Raw genomic sequence first — 17,166 nt, forward strand, 5'->3', positions numbered from 1 at the left:
CTATACAGCGTTGCTCGCGCGCTCGCGCGCGTCCTTGATGAGGCGCCACAGACGCGGCGGCGTCAGCGGCAGGTGATGAATCTCGACATTGAGCGGCGCCAGCGCTGCCGCCACCGCATTGGCCGTCGCTGCGGCCACGGCAACGATACCGCCCTCGCCCGCACCCTTGGCACCCAGCGGATTGCTCGGCGACGGCCGCAATTCCAGCGTTACCGCGCGCAGCACCGGAAAGTCGCTCGCGGTCGGCACCAGATAATCGGCCAGAGAGGCGTTCAAGAGCTGTCCCTGATCGTCATAGATCAGATGATCGAGGAAAACGCCACCCAGTCCCTGCACGATGGCGCCGATCGCCTGTCCGTGCACGATGGCCGGATTGATGGCGCGACCGACATCTTCGACCGCGATGTAATCGAGAACTTTCACCGCGCCCGTGCGTGGATCGACGGTGACATGCGCCGCATGGGTGCCGTAGCTGTAGGTTCGCACATCGTTGGTGAACGTGCCGTCTGCCTGCAATTCGCGCCCGGCCGCGAGCGCCGCAAACGACACCGACGCGCCGTTATCGGCGACGACGTTCGCATTCACGATCTTCAATTCGCTGTTCGGCCTGCCCAGGTGATTGGACGCCTGCTGCAGGATCTTCTCGCGCAGCCGGGTGGCGCCATCGAGCACGGCCGAACCGCCCATCACGACCGCGCGCGAATGATAGGTGCCGAAGCCCTCATCCAGCAGCGTGGTCGAGCCGTGCAGCACGCGGATGCGATCGAACGGGATCGACAGCGTATCCGACGCGATCTGGCCGAGCACTGTCTCCAGACCCTGCCCCAGCACCGATGAGCCGACGGCCACCGTCAGCGAGCCGTCCTTCTCAAGGGTGAGCGCTGCGTTTTCCTTCGGGCCGGCACCGCCGCTTTCGACGAAACAGCCGAGCCCGATGCCATGACGTACGCCATCGACCAGTTTACCTTGCAAATGACGTTTCTCGGCCCAGCCGATCTCCTTCAAGGCGCGCTCGAACACCTCGACATAGTCGCCGGTGTCGTAGGACGTCGGCCCTTCATAGGGCACGAGGCCATCGATCGGATAAGGCAATTCCTGTTCGGTGATCAGGTTCTTGCGCCGGAATTCGGCGATGTCGATGCCGAGATCGGTCGCGGCCATGTCGATCAGCCGCTCGCGAAAGAAATTCGCCTCGAAGCGGCCCGGCCCGCGATAGGTGCCGACCGGCGTCTTGCTGGTCATGAAGGCTTCGACCGACACGCTGACATGGGGGATGCGATAAGGACCAGGCAGAAACTGCGCCGCCTTGGCCGGCACCACGCCGCCATTGGTGCGGAGATAGGCCCCCATATCGGCGAACACCCGGCCGCGCAGACCCAGCATCAATCCGTCACTGCGGCAGGCGAGCGACAATTCGCAGGCGACATCGCGGGAGTGATTGATCGCCATCAGATGCTCGCGGCGATCCTCGATCCATTTGACCGGGCATGCCAGTTTGCGGGCAGCGAAGGGGATCAGGAAGTCCTCGGGATAGAATTCGCCGCGTACGCCGAAGCCGCCGCCCACATCGATCTCGATCAGGTCGATATCATCCTCGCGAAGGCCCAGCATTTGCGCCAGCGCGCGGCGGTTATAGAACGTAACCTTTGTCGCGCCTGTGACGACGAGCCGACCGGCCGATGAATTCCATTCTGCGAGGAGGCCCCGCGTCTCCATGGGCAGCGCCGTATGGCGCTGCACGCTAAAGCGCTCCGTGCGCACATAGTCCGCCGCCGCGAAGGCCGCATCGGCATCGCCAAAACCGGCATCGTAGCGCAGCGCGACGTTATCTTCGGCGAAGTCGAACAGCGGAGTTTCACTTGCGCCGCGCTCTGTGACTGCAGACAGCGCTTCAAATTCGATGCCGATCCTCTCCAGCGCGTCCTCGGCCAAAGCGCGGCTGTCGGCGACCACGACAGCGATGGGCTCACCGACATAGCGCACCTTGTCGCTTGCCATGACGGGCTGGCGGAATGGCTCGAATTCGGGCAGCGGCGCCAAGCGCAGCGGGATGATGGGGATGGTGTCGCCGATATCCTGCGCCGTGAGCACGGCGTGAATGCCCACCATGGCCAGCGCGGCCGATGCGTCGATCGCCACGATCCGCGCATGGGCGATCGGGCTGCGCAGGATCGCCGCATGCAGCATCCCCTCGACGGCAAGATCGTCTGCAAAATTGCCGGATCCTGACAGGAAACGCGCATCCTCCATACGCTCGACCGCGCTGCCGACCAGGAGTTTGGCGGCTTCGGTCATTGCGCGGCCTCGCATTGCACATCGCTATAGGCAATACGGGCTTCCATGATCGCCGCGATGATCGGCAGATAACCGGTGCAGCGACACAGGTTTCCGGAAATCACCTCGCGGATGCGGTCCTCGTCCGCATGCGGCTCTTCGGTCAGCAATGCATGGGCAGTCGCGAGGATGCCGGCGGTGCAGAAGCCGCACTGCAAAGCGTGATGCTTGCGGAACGCAAGCTGCAATGCACTGAGATGCGCAGCGCTGCCAAGACCCTCGACGGTGGTTATCTCGCGCCCTTCTGCCTGCGCCGCCAGCATCAGGCAGCCGCGGACCGCGGCGCCATCGACGATCACCGTGCAGGCGCCGCAGACACCGTGCTCGCAGCCCAGATGCGTGCCGGTCAGGCGGAGCTCGTTGCGCAGCGCATCCGCCAGCGTGATGCGAGGTTCGACCGTGACGGTCGCCGCGGCACCGTTGACGGTGAAATGGACGGGAAGGGCCGACGTCATGCGGCCTCCGGCAGAGTGATATTGGCTGCGCGCGCCAGCGCCCGCTCCAGCAACACGCCGAGAAGATCGCGGCGATAGGCGGCTTCCGCGTGGATATCATCGGCGGGATCGACCGCGTCCCTTGCGGCAGCCGCAGCCTGTAAAATCACTTCGGCATCGATCCGGCGGCCATCGAGGATGGCCTCGACATCCCGCAGTCGCAGGGGGCGATCCGTGACGCCGATCACTCCGATATGCGCATTATACGCCAGGCCCTGCGCGTCGATGTCGTAGAATGCGGCAACACCCGCCAGCGCAAAATCTCCGCGGCGGCGCGCAAATTCCTCGAAGGCCCAGCGCCGCGCCTTCTTCCAGAGCGGCAGGCGTATGCTGGTCAAGATTTCGTCGGCCCCCAGAACCGTGCTGAGGCCGCCGGTGATGAATTCATCTGCGCGCACGATGCGCGTCCCGGTCGGTCCGACAATCGTCAGCATCGCATCGCAGGTCACCGCAATGCCCGGCATTTCGGCCGCCGGATCGGCATGGGCCATGCTCCCGCCGACGGTGCCGCGGTTACGGACCTGGTAATGCGCGACATGGGCGATGGCAGCCGCCAGTAGCGGATGCGCCTGTGCGAGCCGCGCGTCACGCTCGATATCCCGCCAGGTCACGAGGGCGCCAAAGTCGATGCCCTCAGCGGAAATACTGATACTTTTGAGATCTGGCAGCCGTCCGATATCGACCAGCACGCTTGGCGCCGCCAGCCGGAAAGCAAGCATCGGCATCAGGCTCTGCCCACCCGCGATCACCTTGGCATTGCCACCATGAGCCGCGAGCGCGGCAATCGCCTCGGGCAGCGTGGCAGGGCAAATATAGTCCAGCGGCGGAAGCTTCATGGGCTGATTTGCTACTTCTCAATTGCTGAGAACACTATCTTATCTTATAAGAAGGTACGCGCACGGCAATGTTTGTTGGTGCGCAAATGATATCCACATGCTGCCGTTTCCATTGGCAAGCATTACCGAATGGAGGTTCCGTTGGCCATCAAGAGAGCCGCAACTGCGTCGAAACGCGTCGACCAGACGGACCGTCCTGCCGCTGCAGATGGCAGTTCGCGAAAGATACTTCGCGCCCTGCTGGCCTTCTCCACCGATCGTCCGCGGCATTCCGCAGAAAGCCTGTCTGAACAGATCGGGGTGCCGCTGTCGTCGACCTATCGGTACATCGGCATCCTGCGCGAAGCCGACCTCATCGACGAAGACGGCCGCGGCTCGTTCGTGCTCGCGCCACGCGTGATCGGCCTTGCGCAGGCGGCCCGCGCCGGTACCGATCTTGCCTCCATTGCGCGCCCCTTCATGAAGCGCGTCTCTCAGGAAGTCGGAGAAACCATCATCTTGCTGCGCCGCTCGGCCGATCGCGCCGTGTGCATCGAGCGCGCCGAGTCATCGTCACGTATTCGCCTGACCTTCGAGGTCGGAACGGCGTTGCCGCTGCACCGTGGCGCCGGACCGAAAATGCTGCTCGCGCACATGCCCGAAGCTGAATGCGAGACAATCCTCGACGACGCCGTTCGGCGCGATCCCGGCTTCGCACCACATCGCAGGCTGCTGGTGCGCGAGCTCGCCGTGATCCGCGAGCAGGGATGGTCGGAGTCGCGCGCGGAAATCACACCGCATGTTTATGCCGTCTCCGTTCCCGTCCGCGATTCCGGTGGCGTGATCGCCGCAATCTCTTTCGTGACGCCGGCATTCCGCACGCCGAAAGCCAGCCAGATCAGGTTGCGCGAGCATCTGCAGCACGCAGCCGCAGATATCAGCAAGGCCTACGCAGCCGTCAGCTTCTGACGGCCGCGTGTAACGGACACGATCAGATCGGATAGTGCTGCGGGCCGGTCTCGATGGTGATCCAGCGCAGTTCGGTGAATTCGGCAATGCCGGCCTTGCCGCCGAACCGACCGTAGCCCGACGCCTTCACCCCGCCGAACGGCATCTGCGCCTCGTCATGCACGGTCGCGCCGTTAATGTGGCAAATGCCGGACTCGATCCGCTTGGCGACTTCCAGCGCCCGGGCGATATCGCGGCCGAACACCGCCGCCGATAGTCCGTATTCGGTATCGTTGGCAACGCGCACGGCTTCGTCCACGCCATCGACGCGCACGACACTCACGATCGGCCCGAATGACTCCTCATTGTAGATCCGCATCGCCGAGGTGACGTGATCGAGCACTGTAGCCGACATCAGCGTGCCATCGACGCTGCCACCCGCCACAACACGGGCACCCTTGCCCACGGCGTCCTTGATCAGCGCCTGCATGCGATCCGCAGCATCCTTGCCGATCAGTGAACCGAGCGGCGTATCGCCCTTGCGCGGATCGCCGGCGACTAGGCTACCCGCCTTGGCCGCGAGCTTAGCCACGAAGGTGTCGGCGATCTTCTGATCGACAACAAGCCGCTCGGTGGACATGCAGATCTGCCCCTGGTTCATGAATGCTCCAAAGGCCGCGGCCGCCACTGCTGCATCGAGATCAGCATCGTCGAGCACCACCAGCGGCGCCTTGCCGCCGAGTTCAAGCAGCACTGGCTTGAGATATTTGGCGGCGGTCTCTGCGATGATGCGGCCGACGCGGGTCGAACCGGTAAAGTTGATCCGGCGCACGGCGGGATGCGAGATCAGCGCATCGATCAGCGCGGGCGCATCTTCCGGCGCGTTAGTGATCACATTAAGTACGCCAGGCGGCAGACCGGCCTCGCGCAGGCACTCGCCGATCAACCGATGTGTGCCCGGACAGATTTCCGATGCCTTGAGAATGACAGTGTTGCCGCAGGCCAGCGGCAGCGCCACAGCCCGCACGCCGAGAATGACCGGCGCATTCCACGGCGCGATGCTGAGCACGACGCCTGCGGGCTGGCGGATCGCCATCGAGATGCAGCCAGGCTTATCGGAAGGGATCACCTCGCCGGAAATCTGCGTCGTCATCGACGCCGCTTCGCGCAGCATGTTGGAGGCGAGATGAACGTTGAAGCCGGCCCAGCCGGCAGTCGCGCCGGTTTCCGTCGCCATCAGCTTGATAAAGTCCGGCGCCTTGCCGGCAAGAATGTCCGCGGCCTTCAGCAGGATGGCGCGGCGTGCACCGGGGCCTGTTGCGGACCACGCTGGGAAGGCGGCGGCTGCGGCATCAGCGGCGCGCTTGGCATCGGCGACCTGCGCGGCAGCGGCGCGCGACGCGATATCGCCGGTCATCGGATTGAGACGATCGAATGTCGCGCCGTCGATGGCCTGCACATCCTGGTTCTCGAGCAGCAGATTGATCTGGTTCATGGCGACGTCCTCCGTTGACTGTTTTTGAAATGCTCAGACAGCGCCGCTGGCGAGCCCACCAAGATAGGCGCGGCGCACGGCGTCGTCGGATTGCAGGGCTGCGGCGGTGCCGCTGCCGGTGATCTTGCCGTTTTCGATCAGATAGCCGCGATCCGCGATGGCGAGACCCTCGCGCGCGTTCTGCTCGACCAGCAACAGCCCGACACCCGTCTCACGCACCTTGCGCAAGGCGGCGAACAATTCGCGGACCAGCAGTGGCGACAGGCCGAGCGACGGCTCGTCGAGCAGAAGAATGTCCGGGTTCGACATCAGCGCGCGGCCGATTGCCACCATCTGCTGCTCGCCGCCGCTCATGGTGCGCACCGTCTGCGCCAGGCGTTCGCCGAGCCGAGGAAACAGCGTCATCACCTTGGCACGCTGCGTTGCCTCGACCGCCCGCGCACGCCTTGGATTGGCGCCGAGCAACAGATTTTCGACCACGGTCAACTCTCCGAACACGCCGCGCCCTTCCGGTACCAGCGCGAGTCCGGCTTCCACGATCTCATGAGGCGGCAGACGGGACAGATCACGACCGGCGAGTTTGACGATCTTGGCTGGTGACGGCAGCAAACCGGCAATGGCCTTGAGCAACGACGACTTGCCGGCGCCATTGGCGCCGAGAATGACAATGATCTCGCCGCGCTCCACATGGAGCGCCGCATCGCTCAGCGCGTGATGCTGGCCATAGGTGACGCTGATGTTGGAGACCTCAAGCATCCGCCGGCACTCCCAGATAGGCTTCGATCACCGCGGGGTCGCTCAGCACAGCAGCTACAGGCCCTTCTGCAATCTTGCGGCCGCTGCTCATGACCACGCAGCGATCGCAGAGCGAACGGATCGCATCCATCACATGCTCGACCAGCAGGATCGACAGCCCCTCCTGTTTGAGCGATCTGATCAGCTCGATCCCGATCAGCAATTCGGACGGGTTCAGACCGGCGAGCCATTCATCGAGTAGCAGCAGGCGCGGCTGCAGCGCGAGAGCGCGCGCGAGTTCGAGCCGCTTACGGTCGATATAAGTGAGCTCCGATGCGGGCCGTCCGCCAAATCCGGCGAGACCGACCCGCGCGAGCAGGCCGGCCGCAGCCGCAGCCATCGCGTCACGTGCAAGCGGCGCATGATGAAAGGCCAGTCCGGCTTCGACATTCTCGCCGCAGGTCATGCCGTCGAGCACGCGGACCAATTGGAAGGTGCGTGCCAGACCGAGACGCGCGATGCGATGGGTCGGCCAGCCCGCGATGTCGTGGCCGGCGAAGGCGATCACACCGGCATTGGGCGAGAGCACGCCGGATATCAGGTTGAGCGCCGTGGTCTTGCCCGAACCGTTGGGGCCGAGCAGCCCGACAATCTCGCCGGCATGCACCGTCAGGTCGATGCCGTTGACGGCGACGAGACCGCCGAAAGCGCGGGTCAGGCCTTCGATGCGAAGCACCGGCATTGCACTGGGGGTCATGCCTGCGCTCCCCGCATCTTCGACGCCGTGGGTCGCCAGACTTTGAGCTTCTCCCAGAGGCCGACCACGCCTGATGGCAGCGCATAGACGATCAGGAGGAACACCACGCCCATGATCAAGGTCGATGTGCTGGGGAAGCGTGCGGACAGGAAGTCGAACAACAGCGTCAGCGGAATGGCGCCGAGCGCTGGGCCCCATAGGCGATGCGCGCCGCCGAGCAGTGCCATGATCACCACTTCGAACGAAATGGTCGCGTTGAAGGCGATCGACGGCTCGATATAGGTGAAGCGCGGCGCCATGATCGCACCGACCAGCGTCATGAAGGTGGCCGTGATGGTGAACAGCGCAACTTTGGCGATGGTGACGTTGATGCCGCAATGCCGCGCCACGGTCTCGTCCTCACCGATGATGCGCAGTGCGAAGCCGAAGCGCGAGCGGGCAATCAGCCAGCCGGCACCGAATACGATGACGGCAAGCGCCAGCAGCTGCCAGTAGATGTCGTTCTGGGTGATGTCGACAAAGACGTAACGGCCGAGCACGCGGGTCTTGTTGACCTCGTACCAGACCACGATCTGGCGCACGAGCTCGGCGAGGCCGAAGGTGAAGATGACGAAATGCACACCGCTCAGCCGCAGCGTCGACAGGCCGACGATGACGGCCATAACCGCGCCGATCGCGGCCGCGATCAGCAGCACCAGCGACCACGGCAGTTGCTCGCCCAGCACCGCGACCGTATAGGCGCCAACACCGAAGAAGGCTGTGGTCGCCAGCGACACATAGCGCGTCGGGCCGGAGAACATGCCCCATGCCGTCGCCAGTACCGTGAATTGCAGGAGACTGATCGCGAGCGCGAGGTGATAGGCATCGACAATCATCGGGACGAATGCGAGCGCAACCACGGCTGCGAGACAGATCGCACCAGTCGTCATTTGGGTACGGCTCATCGCTGCGCCCTCCCGAAAATACCGGCCGGCTTCACCAGCAGCACACCGAGGAACAGCGCGAAATTCACCGCAAGCGTTAGGCCGGGATCGATGAAGGTCGCCACCAGCGCTTCGCTCAATCCCAGCGCCAGCCCGGCGACGAGACAGCCCAGCAGATTGCCGACGCCGCCCATCACGACCACGATCAGCGCCTTCATGGTGAACACCACGCCAGAGGTGGCGCTGAAGGTCAGAAACATGCTGATCAGCACGCCGGCAGACGCCACCAGCGCGCCGCCGAGCGCAAAGGCCAGCGCCGATGTCCTGGTGACATCGATGGCAACAAGCTGCGCCGCGATGGGATCGACGGCCACGGCGCGGATCGACGTCCCGATCCGTGTGCGGGTCAGCGTCAGATAGAGCGCAAGGCCGACCACGACCGCAAGCCCGAATGCAATCAGGCGGTTCAGTGCCAGCACCTCGCCGACGATCGTCACCGGCACAGCGAGGAACGAGTAACTGAAGTAAGCGCCGCCAAACATGGTCAGCATGATGCCTTGCACGATGAACATCATGCCGAAGGTGGCGAGAATGCTGTCGACCTCAAGGGCGTCGCGGGTGCGCGCGCGGCGCACCAGCGGCGTGAGCAACACGCGGTACAAGAGATAGCTGATGCCGAAACTGATCGGAATAACAAACGCCAGTCCTGCGAGCGGATTGAGCGCCCAGCCGGTGAACAGCCAATAGGACGCAAAGGCCGCGCCGATCAGGAACTCGCCATAGGACAGGTTCATGATCCGCGCCACGCCATATTGCAGGGTCAGCCCCATGGCGATCAGCGCATACATGCCGCCCAGCACGAGGCCGGTGAGAACCGCGTTTGTCATTCTGTCAGACCAGTTGCAGGAGGGACGCGATCACTGCGCCTTCCATGCCGGCTTCGGCACGACCGGCGCACGCGCGCCCTCGTTACCCGACGGGCCGACGCCATAGAACTCGCCGTCCTGCCACTGCCCGACCCACCAGTATTTGGTCGGCATGTTGTTCTCGAGCTTCACCTTGCCGATCACGGTGTCGAAGGTGCCGCTCTGCAGATCCTTGATGACCGCAGCGCGATCGACCTTGCCAACCCGCTCGATCGCTTGCTGCAGCATCTGCAGGCCGGCATAGGTGACCGCACTGGCCCAGCGATCCGGCTCCGCGCCATTCGCGGCCGACGCCTTGTGCCGCGCCAGGTAGTCCTTGATGGCCGGACTGTCGCCGCTCCAGCCGCCGATGCCCATCACACCTTCCGCATTGGCGCCGAATTTCTGCTTGAACAGCGGAAACGCCGTGCCGACACCGGTGTAGAAGATCTTCGGATTGAAACCAGAGATGCGTGACTGTTCAGTGATCGCGATCGTGTCCGGCGGATAGCTGAAGGCGATGAACACGTCGGGGTTCAGCGCCTTCACCTCATTGATGATCGGGCTGAGATCCTGGGTGCCGACCGGATAGGTCTTGTCATAGGCGAGCTTGAACTTGGCCGCCGTCAGCGCGAGACGTGCCGCACCAGAGAGATCGATGCCGAAGCCGTCGGCGATGCTGGCCATCGCCACGGTGTCGCCGATCTTGCCTTCAGTGCGCAGCTTCGTCAGCAGCTCGACAAGGGTCTTCGCGGCGTCCGCACTGGTGCCGAGCAACCAGAAACTGTTGGGCCAGCGCTTGGCCAGTTCGGGCGCACGGTCGGTGACCGCCGTCGAGGCGATGTGCGGATAGCCCGCCTTGTTGAGGATCGGTCCGACCGCAAGATTCAGGCCGGTGCCCCAGGGTGGCAGGATAAAATCGACCTTGTCCTGGGTGATCAGTCGCTCCAGCGCCTTGGCGGCTTCTTCTGCGCTCGACCGGTCGTCATACTGGACGACCTCGATTGGGACGCGCTTGTCGCCGAGCTTGAGCCCGCCGGCGGCATTCACTTCCTTCACCCACAGCTCGTAGTTGGGAATCGTCGTCACCGCAGCGCCGCCGGCGGCGGGGCCGGTGCGCGAGATGGCATAACCGATCTTGACCGACGTCTGGGCCTCCGCTGCACCGTCCCACCCGACGGACGCCGCACCGGCCACTGCGAGTAGTCCCGCCGCAAGGCGCTTGACTGCTGACACCATGTTATCCTCCCCGAATTCTTTTCACCGACGCCTTGTGGCGTTCGATGGCCGGAGACTAGTCCAGCGTTTGGGGCTGGGAATTGGACGCATCCGGGGAAAGATTGTATTGATCCGTGTAGGCGAGCTATTTCACGCGACGGATTGTCCCAGTGCTCGAGACCGCGCACATCGTTTCTGGTCCCACCGGCTTCGTGGAGAAGCCGCTTCCGGCATTGCATGCGGAAAGATTCGCACCCGGACTGGCGCCGCGCAGCTGGACCATCCGGCAGTCGGTTGCCCGGCGCCCGCATCTGCTGGTGATCGAGACCCGGCGCGGCACCGCCACCATGCGCGGCGCCACGGTTGCCATTCAGTCCCCGGGCCTGTTGTGGCTTCCCGGCGATCACGAGGGCACGTTGGAGGTCGAAGCCGGCGCGCAAGGCTATCTGATTTCAGTGTCGGACGATGTCCTCACCCGTACCGTCGCCGGCAGTGCCGAGGCGCTGCATCTGCGGCGAACCATCGACCGGCTGGTCCTGCGCGAAGGCGCGCAACTCGCGACGACTTTTGCGGCCATCACGGAATCCTGCAGCACGCTGGTGCGTGAATTGAATACGCCGGGCCGCGGCAGCGCGACGATGACATCGTCGCATGTGTTGTTGCTGTGCCTGCATCTCTGGCGCTCGGTGATTTCGGAGGAAGCCCCCGACGATGCAGCACAGCGCGGCGACGGCCCTCGCCTCGTCGGCAATTTCCTGCAGATGGTCGAACTGCATTATCGCGACGGCTGGCCCATCGCACGCTATGCGGCCGCACTCGGCGTCACTGACGACAAGCTGCACGCACATTGCAAGCGCGAGAAAGGTTACAGCCCGCGCGCCATCGTGCATCAGCGCCTGATCCACGAAGCCTGCATGCGGTTGCGACAGCTCGATCTGCCGGTCGAGCAGATCGGCTATGGCCTCGGCTTCCGCGATCCCGGCTATTTCAATCGCTTCTTCCGCAAGTATCAGAATGCGTCGCCAGGCGCCTATCGGCGTCGCGCGCGGCTCGATCCAAGTCAGCACGGTCCGTCCTATGCGGCCTGGCCGTAACTGTCCCACGCTCGATCAGTGCTGTGTCTCTTTGAAACCTGCGTGATCAATTTGGAACAGCGCGCGTTAAGCATGACTCGATATTGAATCGGGGTCACGACATCCATTTCCGCGCTCTGTTTCATATGTCACTTCAAGACGCCGTTCACTATTCGGCCCAAAGCGCTGGCAAATGCTGCCCGACGAGGCGTCGTCGACGTAGGATCGCACCCATAAGACGCATGCGACGGCGCCAAATACCGACTCCAGGTGGAGCGGAATACTACTTGGCGCGGCAGGGCTGCATTTGCTCGACTGTGTCCGAGTGTTTCCGCCGATGTGCCTTATCGCGAAGGTGAAATCTTAGACGTTGTGCTGGTGACAAAAGCCTGCGAAAGCAGGATATTGATGAAATTGCGACTTATCAGCGCACCTACGGTATTGGCGTTCACCCGTTTTCATAATGTCGGCCCATGACCATCGAGATCGTCCAGATCGTCCAGGAGTTGAGTTCGGTCGGCGGCGTTGAAAGCGTGGCCAGCGAACTCGCATGCGCCTTCAGCCGCGCCAAAATTGCCAACACTGTTCTCGCCAGCGCCGTCGGCGACAAGGCAACGCCAGGTACGCGCATCGAGCGCGTCGGCGCTTGGCTTTCGCACATCAAGACGCGCGGCATCCTGCGCTATCTCGGTCGCGCTTTTGTCGTTCCCACCTTCACATTGCTGGCGACGCGCGCCGCCTATCATCATCCCAAGGCCGTCATCATCAGCCACGGCGACAGCCTGACGGGCGACGTACTGGTCGTGCACGCGGTCAACGCGCAGAGCCTCGCCGAAAAGCGCAACGCCGGCTCCTGGTCATGGATGCTGAATCCCATGCATCTGTGGGTGGCCCTGCGTGATCGCTGGATGATCGGCGGCCTGCGCTATCGCATGTATGTCGCGGTCTCGCCGCGCGTCGCAACTGAACTGCAAGAGATCTACAAGGTGCCAGCGTCGCGCATCCGCGTGATCCCCAACGGCATCGACCTCAATCGCTTCGCCCGCGACACCGCGGCCGGTCTCAGGATCCGTCAGGAATTCGGCATCCCGGTGGACGCAAAGCTGCTTCTGTTCGCCGGCCATGAATTCCGCCGCAAGGGTCTGGCACATGCCATCGGCGCGCTCGAACGCCTCGGCCCGGATGTCTGGATGCTTGTGGTGGGCTCGGATAATCCCGCGCCATATCGCAAACTGGCGACAACCTCCGCCGATCGGCTGGTCTTTGCGGGATCGCGTACCGATATGCCGGCCCTCTACGCTGCGGCCGACGCCTTTGTACTGCCGACTGCCTATGAAACTTTCTCGCTGGTCTGCATGGAAGCCATGGCCTGCTCGACGCCGGTTTTTGCAACACCGGTCGGTGGGATCGAGGATTACCTTGTCGACGGCGTGAACGGTTATCAGATCAAGATGGACGGCGCAGACATCGCCGAGAAGATCGCGATGGCCTTCTCCGATCCGGCAGCGCTGGCCCGGCTGTGCGAAGGCGCGCATGCCACGGCGCTGAATTACGGCTGGGATTATGTCGGTTCGCGCTATATCGAACTGCTGGAGCAGGTGCAGGCCTCGAAGAACGAATTTGCGCCGGGCGCCATGGCGGTCGGCGCCTGATCGCAAGCGCCTGCTTCACGGGAGGGACCGGTACGCCCCCCGCTTTGCATCAGCGGCCCGCTGGCAGGCCGACACCAGCGCATTCGCCACCACTTCGTAAGTGAAACGCGTTAGCACGTTGTCGCGCGCGGCTACGCCGCGGTCCAGCAACTGCTGCGGGCCGGCGGCAAGCCGATCCAGCAGTGTCGCCAGCGCATCCGAATCGCGCTCGGGAATGATCCAGCCGCCCTTGCCGACAACATCGGGAATAGCGCCGCCCGTTGAACCGATCACCGGCACGCCGCAAGCCTGCGCCTCGACGATCACCCGGCCGAACTGCTCACGCACGGCGCTGGTGGTGCGCGTCAGCAGGATCATTGCATCGAGACCGCTCAGGAATGACGCGACATCGGCCGGTTTGCCCCAGCCCCGGAATGTGACGCGGTCGGTCAGTCCCAGTTCGTTGACGCGCAGTTTCAACGCAGGCTCATGCGGGCCTTCGCCCATGATCGCCAATGTCACATCCGCCGTGGCGCGTTTCATCGCGTCGAGCGCGTCGTCGAGACCCTTCTCCTCGACAAGACGCCCGACATAGCCAATGCGTAGTCCCCGCCCGGGCGCAATCGGCGCCTGGCGCTCGCCGGTCTGATTGAAGGTCGCAAGATCGACGCCGTAACCAATCGGCGACGTCGGCCCGGTATAACCGCGCGCGCGGACGACTGCTGTCGCCTCCGGACTGCGCGAGAGAATATGGTCGGTGTTCCGCAGCACGTCCTTGCGGATGAACTCGAATGGCGGCGGCAAGCGCTTCAGAATGTTCTGATCGACTTCCAGGACCATCGCGGCGCGCCCCTTGAGGATGCGCGCCTGCATCGCAACGACACTCCACGGCTCTTCCCAGAGATGGATTACATCGGGATCGACCTCACGGATGAGACTCCGCAAGCCTGGATAAAAATGCAGATACCAGCTCATCGGGCCGGCGCGCGGCAGGCGGATCGGCATCACATGCACGGTCATGCCGGGATCGTCGGACGGATCTGCAATGATCGTACGGCCGAACTGATACCAGGTAGCCGGAACGACGAGATGCATATCGACGTCATCGCGCCCGACGAGCGGATAGTATCGCAGACGCCCCGCATCGCGGCTGACAGCGGAATGTGCAATCGAGAGGACCTTGAGACGACGACTGCTAGACACGCCCCGTCATCCTCGCGGCCACACCCGTCAGGCCAGACAGATGGAGCTCCATAGTCGCGAAACTGCGATCCGAACCATTGATCGTGCAGCGTGGCAAATTGTAAGCATCCTGGCCATTGCGCACGAGGCCCTTGCGGGTCGTCGCTGCACTCGCATAACCGGCATCGCGCGCGATCGCGAAATCGCGCGGACCGCAATCGCCCGAACGTCCGTAAGGAAATGCGAAATGCCTGGCGGGGATGCCAAGGCGCTCGACCAACCGGTCGCGGCTGCCCTTGAGTTCGAAGCGTGCCCCATCCGGCGACAACGACGAAATACGGGCATGCGTCACGGTGTGGCCGCCGATCTCCACCAACGGATCGTCGCGCAACTCTTCGAGCATCTCCCAAGTGATCGCATGCTTCCAGTGCATCGCGTCGATGTCGACACCATTGAGCTCGCAAAACTTCTTGTAAGAGGCTGACGCCTGCGGACCATCCCAACTGTCTGCAATACGATGGAACGCCGCACGCTTGGCATCGGACGTCGGCACATCGATCGCACCGTCCTCGAGAATGACCCGGTCGTTGTTGAGCAAAGTATCTTCCAGACCTGCGGCCCACAGCGGAAGCGTACCGTCAGGAATGCCCGTCGTGACAAACAGCGTCACCGGCACATTGTGACGGCGAAACAGCGGGACAATTTCCTCATAGGTATCGCGATAGCAATCGTCGACGGAGAAGTTGACGAAGCGATCGTTGGACTTTCCGGCCTTCGAGCGCTGGATCGCTTCTTCCATCGTCACGACATCCCAGCCGCGTTGCTTCAGATGCGACAGGAACTGATCGAGAAAATTCGTATCGAGATAGAAATCGCGGTTCGGCAGTTTTTCCCAGGCCCGAGCGGAGGCGCCGCGATGAAAGGTCATCAGGCAGCCACGCGTGCCCATGAACATATCGGCAGCCATGCTGATCGGGCGAACCAGCGCTTCGGAAGACGCCATGCGTCGGGCGGCGCTGGATAACAGGTGCTTCATCGAAAAGTCCTCAGACGATCAAGGCACTCTCTAATACAAAAACACATATCAAAATCACAAGCGCCCCCGGACGCGCGCAAATGCCGCAATGTAGACGCCCGGCATCAGCATCGCGACAGACAGCGCGAGGCAGACCAGATAGGCAAAACCACCGGCGAAAAGCCGCTGCCACGGGCCCGTCAGAACCTCGTGAATTTGCCAGCTGAAGAGTGCCATCAGCGCTGCCGGGAAACACGCGAGAAACATCAGGTAGAGCAGCTTGCGCCGGGACCCCAGGACGATCATGACGCCAGCCAGAAGAACGATACCACGGGCGGCTTCGCCCAGTCCAAGCAACAAGGTGCCCCATTCATGCGCCGTGGGCAGGTATGAGGTGAGAAGGTTAACTACGATATTAACCAGATAGGCAGTGACGATGATGGCAGCGGCCGCAAAATTCCGGCCTGCGCCATTGAGGATGCGGATCAGGATCCAGCCAAGCGTCGCAGCCCATAGGCCAAGCGCGATGCCGCGCAAGGCCTGACTGGTCAGGAACAGCGCCTGCTCGTTGAAGGCCCCGCGCAGAAAAACCAGCCGCACGATCTCCGGCGCGAACATGGCGAGAAAGACCGATGCCGGCACCGCGAGTGCGAGAATAGGCCGAGCGATCCCTTCGATCTGCGCGCCGACGTCCTTTGGTGGATGGCTGGACAACACCGCCAGCCCGACCGGCTGGCTGATCAGCAGCAACGCGCTTTCGGTCAGCGTGCGTGCATAATCCAGCGAGGCCACCGCACCGGTCCCGACCCGCGATGCCAGCAGGCGTTCGATCCAGACATTGGCCTGTTCGGCGACCGGTAGCGCGAGCAGCGGTCGCAGCCGACGAAAGAATTCGCGGCCTGACGCCAACACCGATGACAGCGACAGGCCCTTGAAGCTGAGCACCCCTTCGCGCCACATCGTGTAGAGACCCCAGGCGCCAAGCGCGTTGAAGGCAGCCGAGAACGACCAGGCCAGCGTATGGAAGTTGCCGGACACAGCAACGAGAGCAATGCCCATCAGCACGGCGACGTTCAGGATGCTGGCGCGGATATTCGTCAGGCGGGTCCGGCCGAGTGCGATTTCACCCGCAGCCAGTACGTTGATCATCGCCGAGGCCGGCATGCCCAGCGCCATGATGCGAATGAAGTCGAGAGTGAGGCTACGCCCCTCCGCCGAAAAGCCGCCGACCAGCGCGTCCACAGCCCGCTCACCGAGCGCCTGCAGCCCGATCATCAGGATCATGGCAATGCCGGTGATCGCCACCGTCATGGCGCCGAGGCGCTGAGGTCCATTGCCGTCCTTCAGCGCATCCCGGTGCATTGGGATCATTACGGCGGGGACGGTTTCGTTCTGCAGAAAGGCCAGCGGCAGCATTACCGCCGTGATCGCACCACGAAAACCGTCCGCGACCAGCGAAGCGCCAAGCACTTGCGCCATCAAGATCTCGCGGCCGAAACCCAGCATCTTGCTGGTCAGCGCACCGCTGATGAGAATGGCTGTAAACTTCCGCGTCGAGTGCCGGGCGCCGCTCATAAGCGCGCCGCTGCGGTCCGATCAGGGACCGTCCGAGAACTCAAATTGCAAACTGAACGGCGATAC

General features: G+C 63.3%; 15 protein-coding genes. 3 read left to right on the plus strand and 12 right to left on the minus strand.

Features of this window, described 5'->3' with window-relative positions; all coding sequences use genetic code 11:
• Genes BLW80_RS02940 through BLW80_RS02950 form a run of 3 tightly spaced genes read right to left on the minus strand, consistent with a single transcriptional unit; the run spans position 1 to position 3,664 of the window.
• Positions 1 to 2,295, minus strand: a complete 2,295-nt coding sequence (locus BLW80_RS02940; protein WP_244527921.1) for a xanthine dehydrogenase family protein molybdopterin-binding subunit — start codon at positions 2,293 to 2,295, stop codon at positions 1 to 3.
• Entirely contained in the window at positions 2,292 to 2,789 is a 498-nt protein-coding gene (locus BLW80_RS02945; RefSeq protein WP_093756749.1) for a (2Fe-2S)-binding protein, read from the minus strand. Before BLW80_RS02945 ends, BLW80_RS02940 begins: the two co-directional genes overlap by 4 nt.
• A complete protein-coding gene (locus BLW80_RS02950; protein ID WP_093756750.1) occupies positions 2,786 to 3,664 on the minus strand; it encodes an FAD binding domain-containing protein in 879 nt (292 codons plus the stop codon). Before BLW80_RS02950 ends, BLW80_RS02945 begins: the two co-directional genes overlap by 4 nt.
• 141 nt (positions 3,665 to 3,805) lie before the next feature.
• On the opposite strand from BLW80_RS02950, the gene BLW80_RS02955 reads away from it, so the two are divergent.
• On the plus strand, positions 3,806 to 4,612 hold the full coding sequence (locus BLW80_RS02955; RefSeq protein WP_170849559.1) for an IclR family transcriptional regulator: 807 nt from the start codon (positions 3,806 to 3,808) through the stop codon (positions 4,610 to 4,612).
• 22 nt (positions 4,613 to 4,634) lie between these two features.
• Here the strand turns inward: BLW80_RS02955 and BLW80_RS02960 are convergent, their stop codons facing one another.
• From BLW80_RS02960 to BLW80_RS02985, 6 genes are read right to left on the minus strand one after another with little or no spacing between them, the layout of a single operon-like run.
• Positions 4,635 to 6,086, minus strand: coding sequence for an aldehyde dehydrogenase (locus BLW80_RS02960; protein ID WP_093756751.1), 1,452 nt, complete (start codon positions 6,084 to 6,086; stop codon positions 4,635 to 4,637).
• 33 nt (positions 6,087 to 6,119) lie between these two features.
• A complete protein-coding gene (locus tag BLW80_RS02965; protein ID WP_093756752.1) occupies positions 6,120 to 6,842 on the minus strand; it encodes an ABC transporter ATP-binding protein in 723 nt (240 codons plus the stop codon).
• Positions 6,835 to 7,578, minus strand: coding sequence for an ABC transporter ATP-binding protein (locus BLW80_RS02970; protein ID WP_170849560.1), 744 nt, complete (start codon positions 7,576 to 7,578; stop codon positions 6,835 to 6,837). The genes BLW80_RS02965 and BLW80_RS02970 overlap by 8 nt, the downstream gene beginning before the upstream one ends.
• Positions 7,575 to 8,522: a branched-chain amino acid ABC transporter permease gene (locus BLW80_RS02975; protein ID WP_093756754.1), complete on the minus strand. Its 948-nt coding sequence runs from the start codon at positions 8,520 to 8,522 to the stop codon at positions 7,575 to 7,577. The genes BLW80_RS02970 and BLW80_RS02975 overlap by 4 nt, the downstream gene beginning before the upstream one ends.
• Positions 8,519 to 9,388: a branched-chain amino acid ABC transporter permease gene (locus tag BLW80_RS02980; protein WP_093756755.1), complete on the minus strand. Its 870-nt coding sequence runs from the start codon at positions 9,386 to 9,388 to the stop codon at positions 8,519 to 8,521. The genes BLW80_RS02975 and BLW80_RS02980 overlap by 4 nt, the downstream gene beginning before the upstream one ends.
• A 30-nt stretch (positions 9,389 to 9,418) precedes the next feature.
• Entirely contained in the window at positions 9,419 to 10,645 is a 1,227-nt protein-coding gene (locus BLW80_RS02985) for an amino acid ABC transporter substrate-binding protein (protein ID WP_093756756.1), read from the minus strand.
• A 149-nt stretch (positions 10,646 to 10,794) separates the two neighbouring features.
• Between BLW80_RS02985 and BLW80_RS02990 the strand changes: the two genes are divergently transcribed.
• Together BLW80_RS02990 and BLW80_RS02995 are read left to right on the plus strand one after the other, a co-directional pair.
• Positions 10,795 to 11,718: a helix-turn-helix transcriptional regulator gene (locus tag BLW80_RS02990; RefSeq protein ID WP_093756757.1), complete on the plus strand. Its 924-nt coding sequence runs from the start codon at positions 10,795 to 10,797 to the stop codon at positions 11,716 to 11,718.
• A gap of 452 nt (positions 11,719 to 12,170) precedes the next feature.
• A complete protein-coding gene (locus tag BLW80_RS02995) occupies positions 12,171 to 13,349 on the plus strand; it encodes a glycosyltransferase family 4 protein (protein WP_093756758.1) in 1,179 nt (392 codons plus the stop codon).
• A 15-nt stretch (positions 13,350 to 13,364) separates the two neighbouring features.
• On the opposite strand, the gene BLW80_RS03000 is transcribed toward BLW80_RS02995, so the two are convergent.
• From BLW80_RS03000 to BLW80_RS03010, 3 genes are read right to left on the minus strand one after another with little or no spacing between them, the layout of a single operon-like run.
• On the minus strand, positions 13,365 to 14,531 hold the full coding sequence (locus tag BLW80_RS03000) for a glycosyltransferase family 4 protein (protein ID WP_093756759.1): 1,167 nt from the start codon (positions 14,529 to 14,531) through the stop codon (positions 13,365 to 13,367).
• The gene (locus BLW80_RS03005) at positions 14,524 to 15,546 is read right to left on the minus strand and encodes a polysaccharide deacetylase family protein (RefSeq protein WP_093756760.1); all 1,023 of its coding nucleotides are present in this window, start codon (positions 15,544 to 15,546) and stop codon (positions 14,524 to 14,526) included. The genes BLW80_RS03000 and BLW80_RS03005 overlap by 8 nt, the downstream gene beginning before the upstream one ends.
• 54 nt (positions 15,547 to 15,600) lie before the next feature.
• Positions 15,601 to 17,100 carry a lipid II flippase MurJ gene (locus BLW80_RS03010; protein WP_093756761.1) on the minus strand — a complete coding sequence of 500 codons (1,500 nt, stop codon included), beginning with the start codon at positions 17,098 to 17,100 and terminating at the stop codon, positions 15,601 to 15,603.
• Positions 17,101 to 17,166: the final 66 nt, after the last annotated feature.

Source organism: Tardiphaga sp. OK245, from assembly GCF_900108575.1.
In the GTDB taxonomy this organism is placed as follows: Bacteria; Pseudomonadota; Alphaproteobacteria; order Rhizobiales; family Xanthobacteraceae; genus Tardiphaga; species Tardiphaga robiniae.

Coding starts and splice junctions, on each gene's coding strand:
- BLW80_RS03005 (WP_093756760.1), bottom strand. CDS start 15,546: ATGAAGCACCTGTTATCCAGCGCCGCCCGACGCATGGCGTCTTCCGAA.
- BLW80_RS02970 (WP_170849560.1), bottom strand. CDS start 7,578: ATGACCCCCAGTGCAATGCCGGTGCTTCGCATCGAAGGCCTGACCCGC.
- BLW80_RS02960 (WP_093756751.1), bottom strand. CDS start 6,086: ATGAACCAGATCAATCTGCTGCTCGAGAACCAGGATGTGCAGGCCATC.
- BLW80_RS02975 (WP_093756754.1), bottom strand. CDS start 8,522: ATGAGCCGTACCCAAATGACGACTGGTGCGATCTGTCTCGCAGCCGTG.
- BLW80_RS02950 (WP_093756750.1), bottom strand. CDS start 3,664: ATGAAGCTTCCGCCGCTGGACTATATTTGCCCTGCCACGCTGCCCGAG.
- BLW80_RS02965 (WP_093756752.1), bottom strand. CDS start 6,842: ATGCTTGAGGTCTCCAACATCAGCGTCACCTATGGCCAGCATCACGCG.
- BLW80_RS03010 (WP_093756761.1), bottom strand. CDS start 17,100: ATGAGCGGCGCCCGGCACTCGACGCGGAAGTTTACAGCCATTCTCATC.
- BLW80_RS02945 (WP_093756749.1), bottom strand. CDS start 2,789: ATGACGTCGGCCCTTCCCGTCCATTTCACCGTCAACGGTGCCGCGGCG.
- BLW80_RS02940 (WP_244527921.1), bottom strand. CDS start 2,295: ATGACCGAAGCCGCCAAACTCCTGGTCGGCAGCGCGGTCGAGCGTATG.
- BLW80_RS02985 (WP_093756756.1), bottom strand. CDS start 10,645: ATGGTGTCAGCAGTCAAGCGCCTTGCGGCGGGACTACTCGCAGTGGCC.
- BLW80_RS02980 (WP_093756755.1), bottom strand. CDS start 9,388: ATGACAAACGCGGTTCTCACCGGCCTCGTGCTGGGCGGCATGTATGCG.
- BLW80_RS02995 (WP_093756758.1), top strand. CDS start 12,171: ATGACCATCGAGATCGTCCAGATCGTCCAGGAGTTGAGTTCGGTCGGC.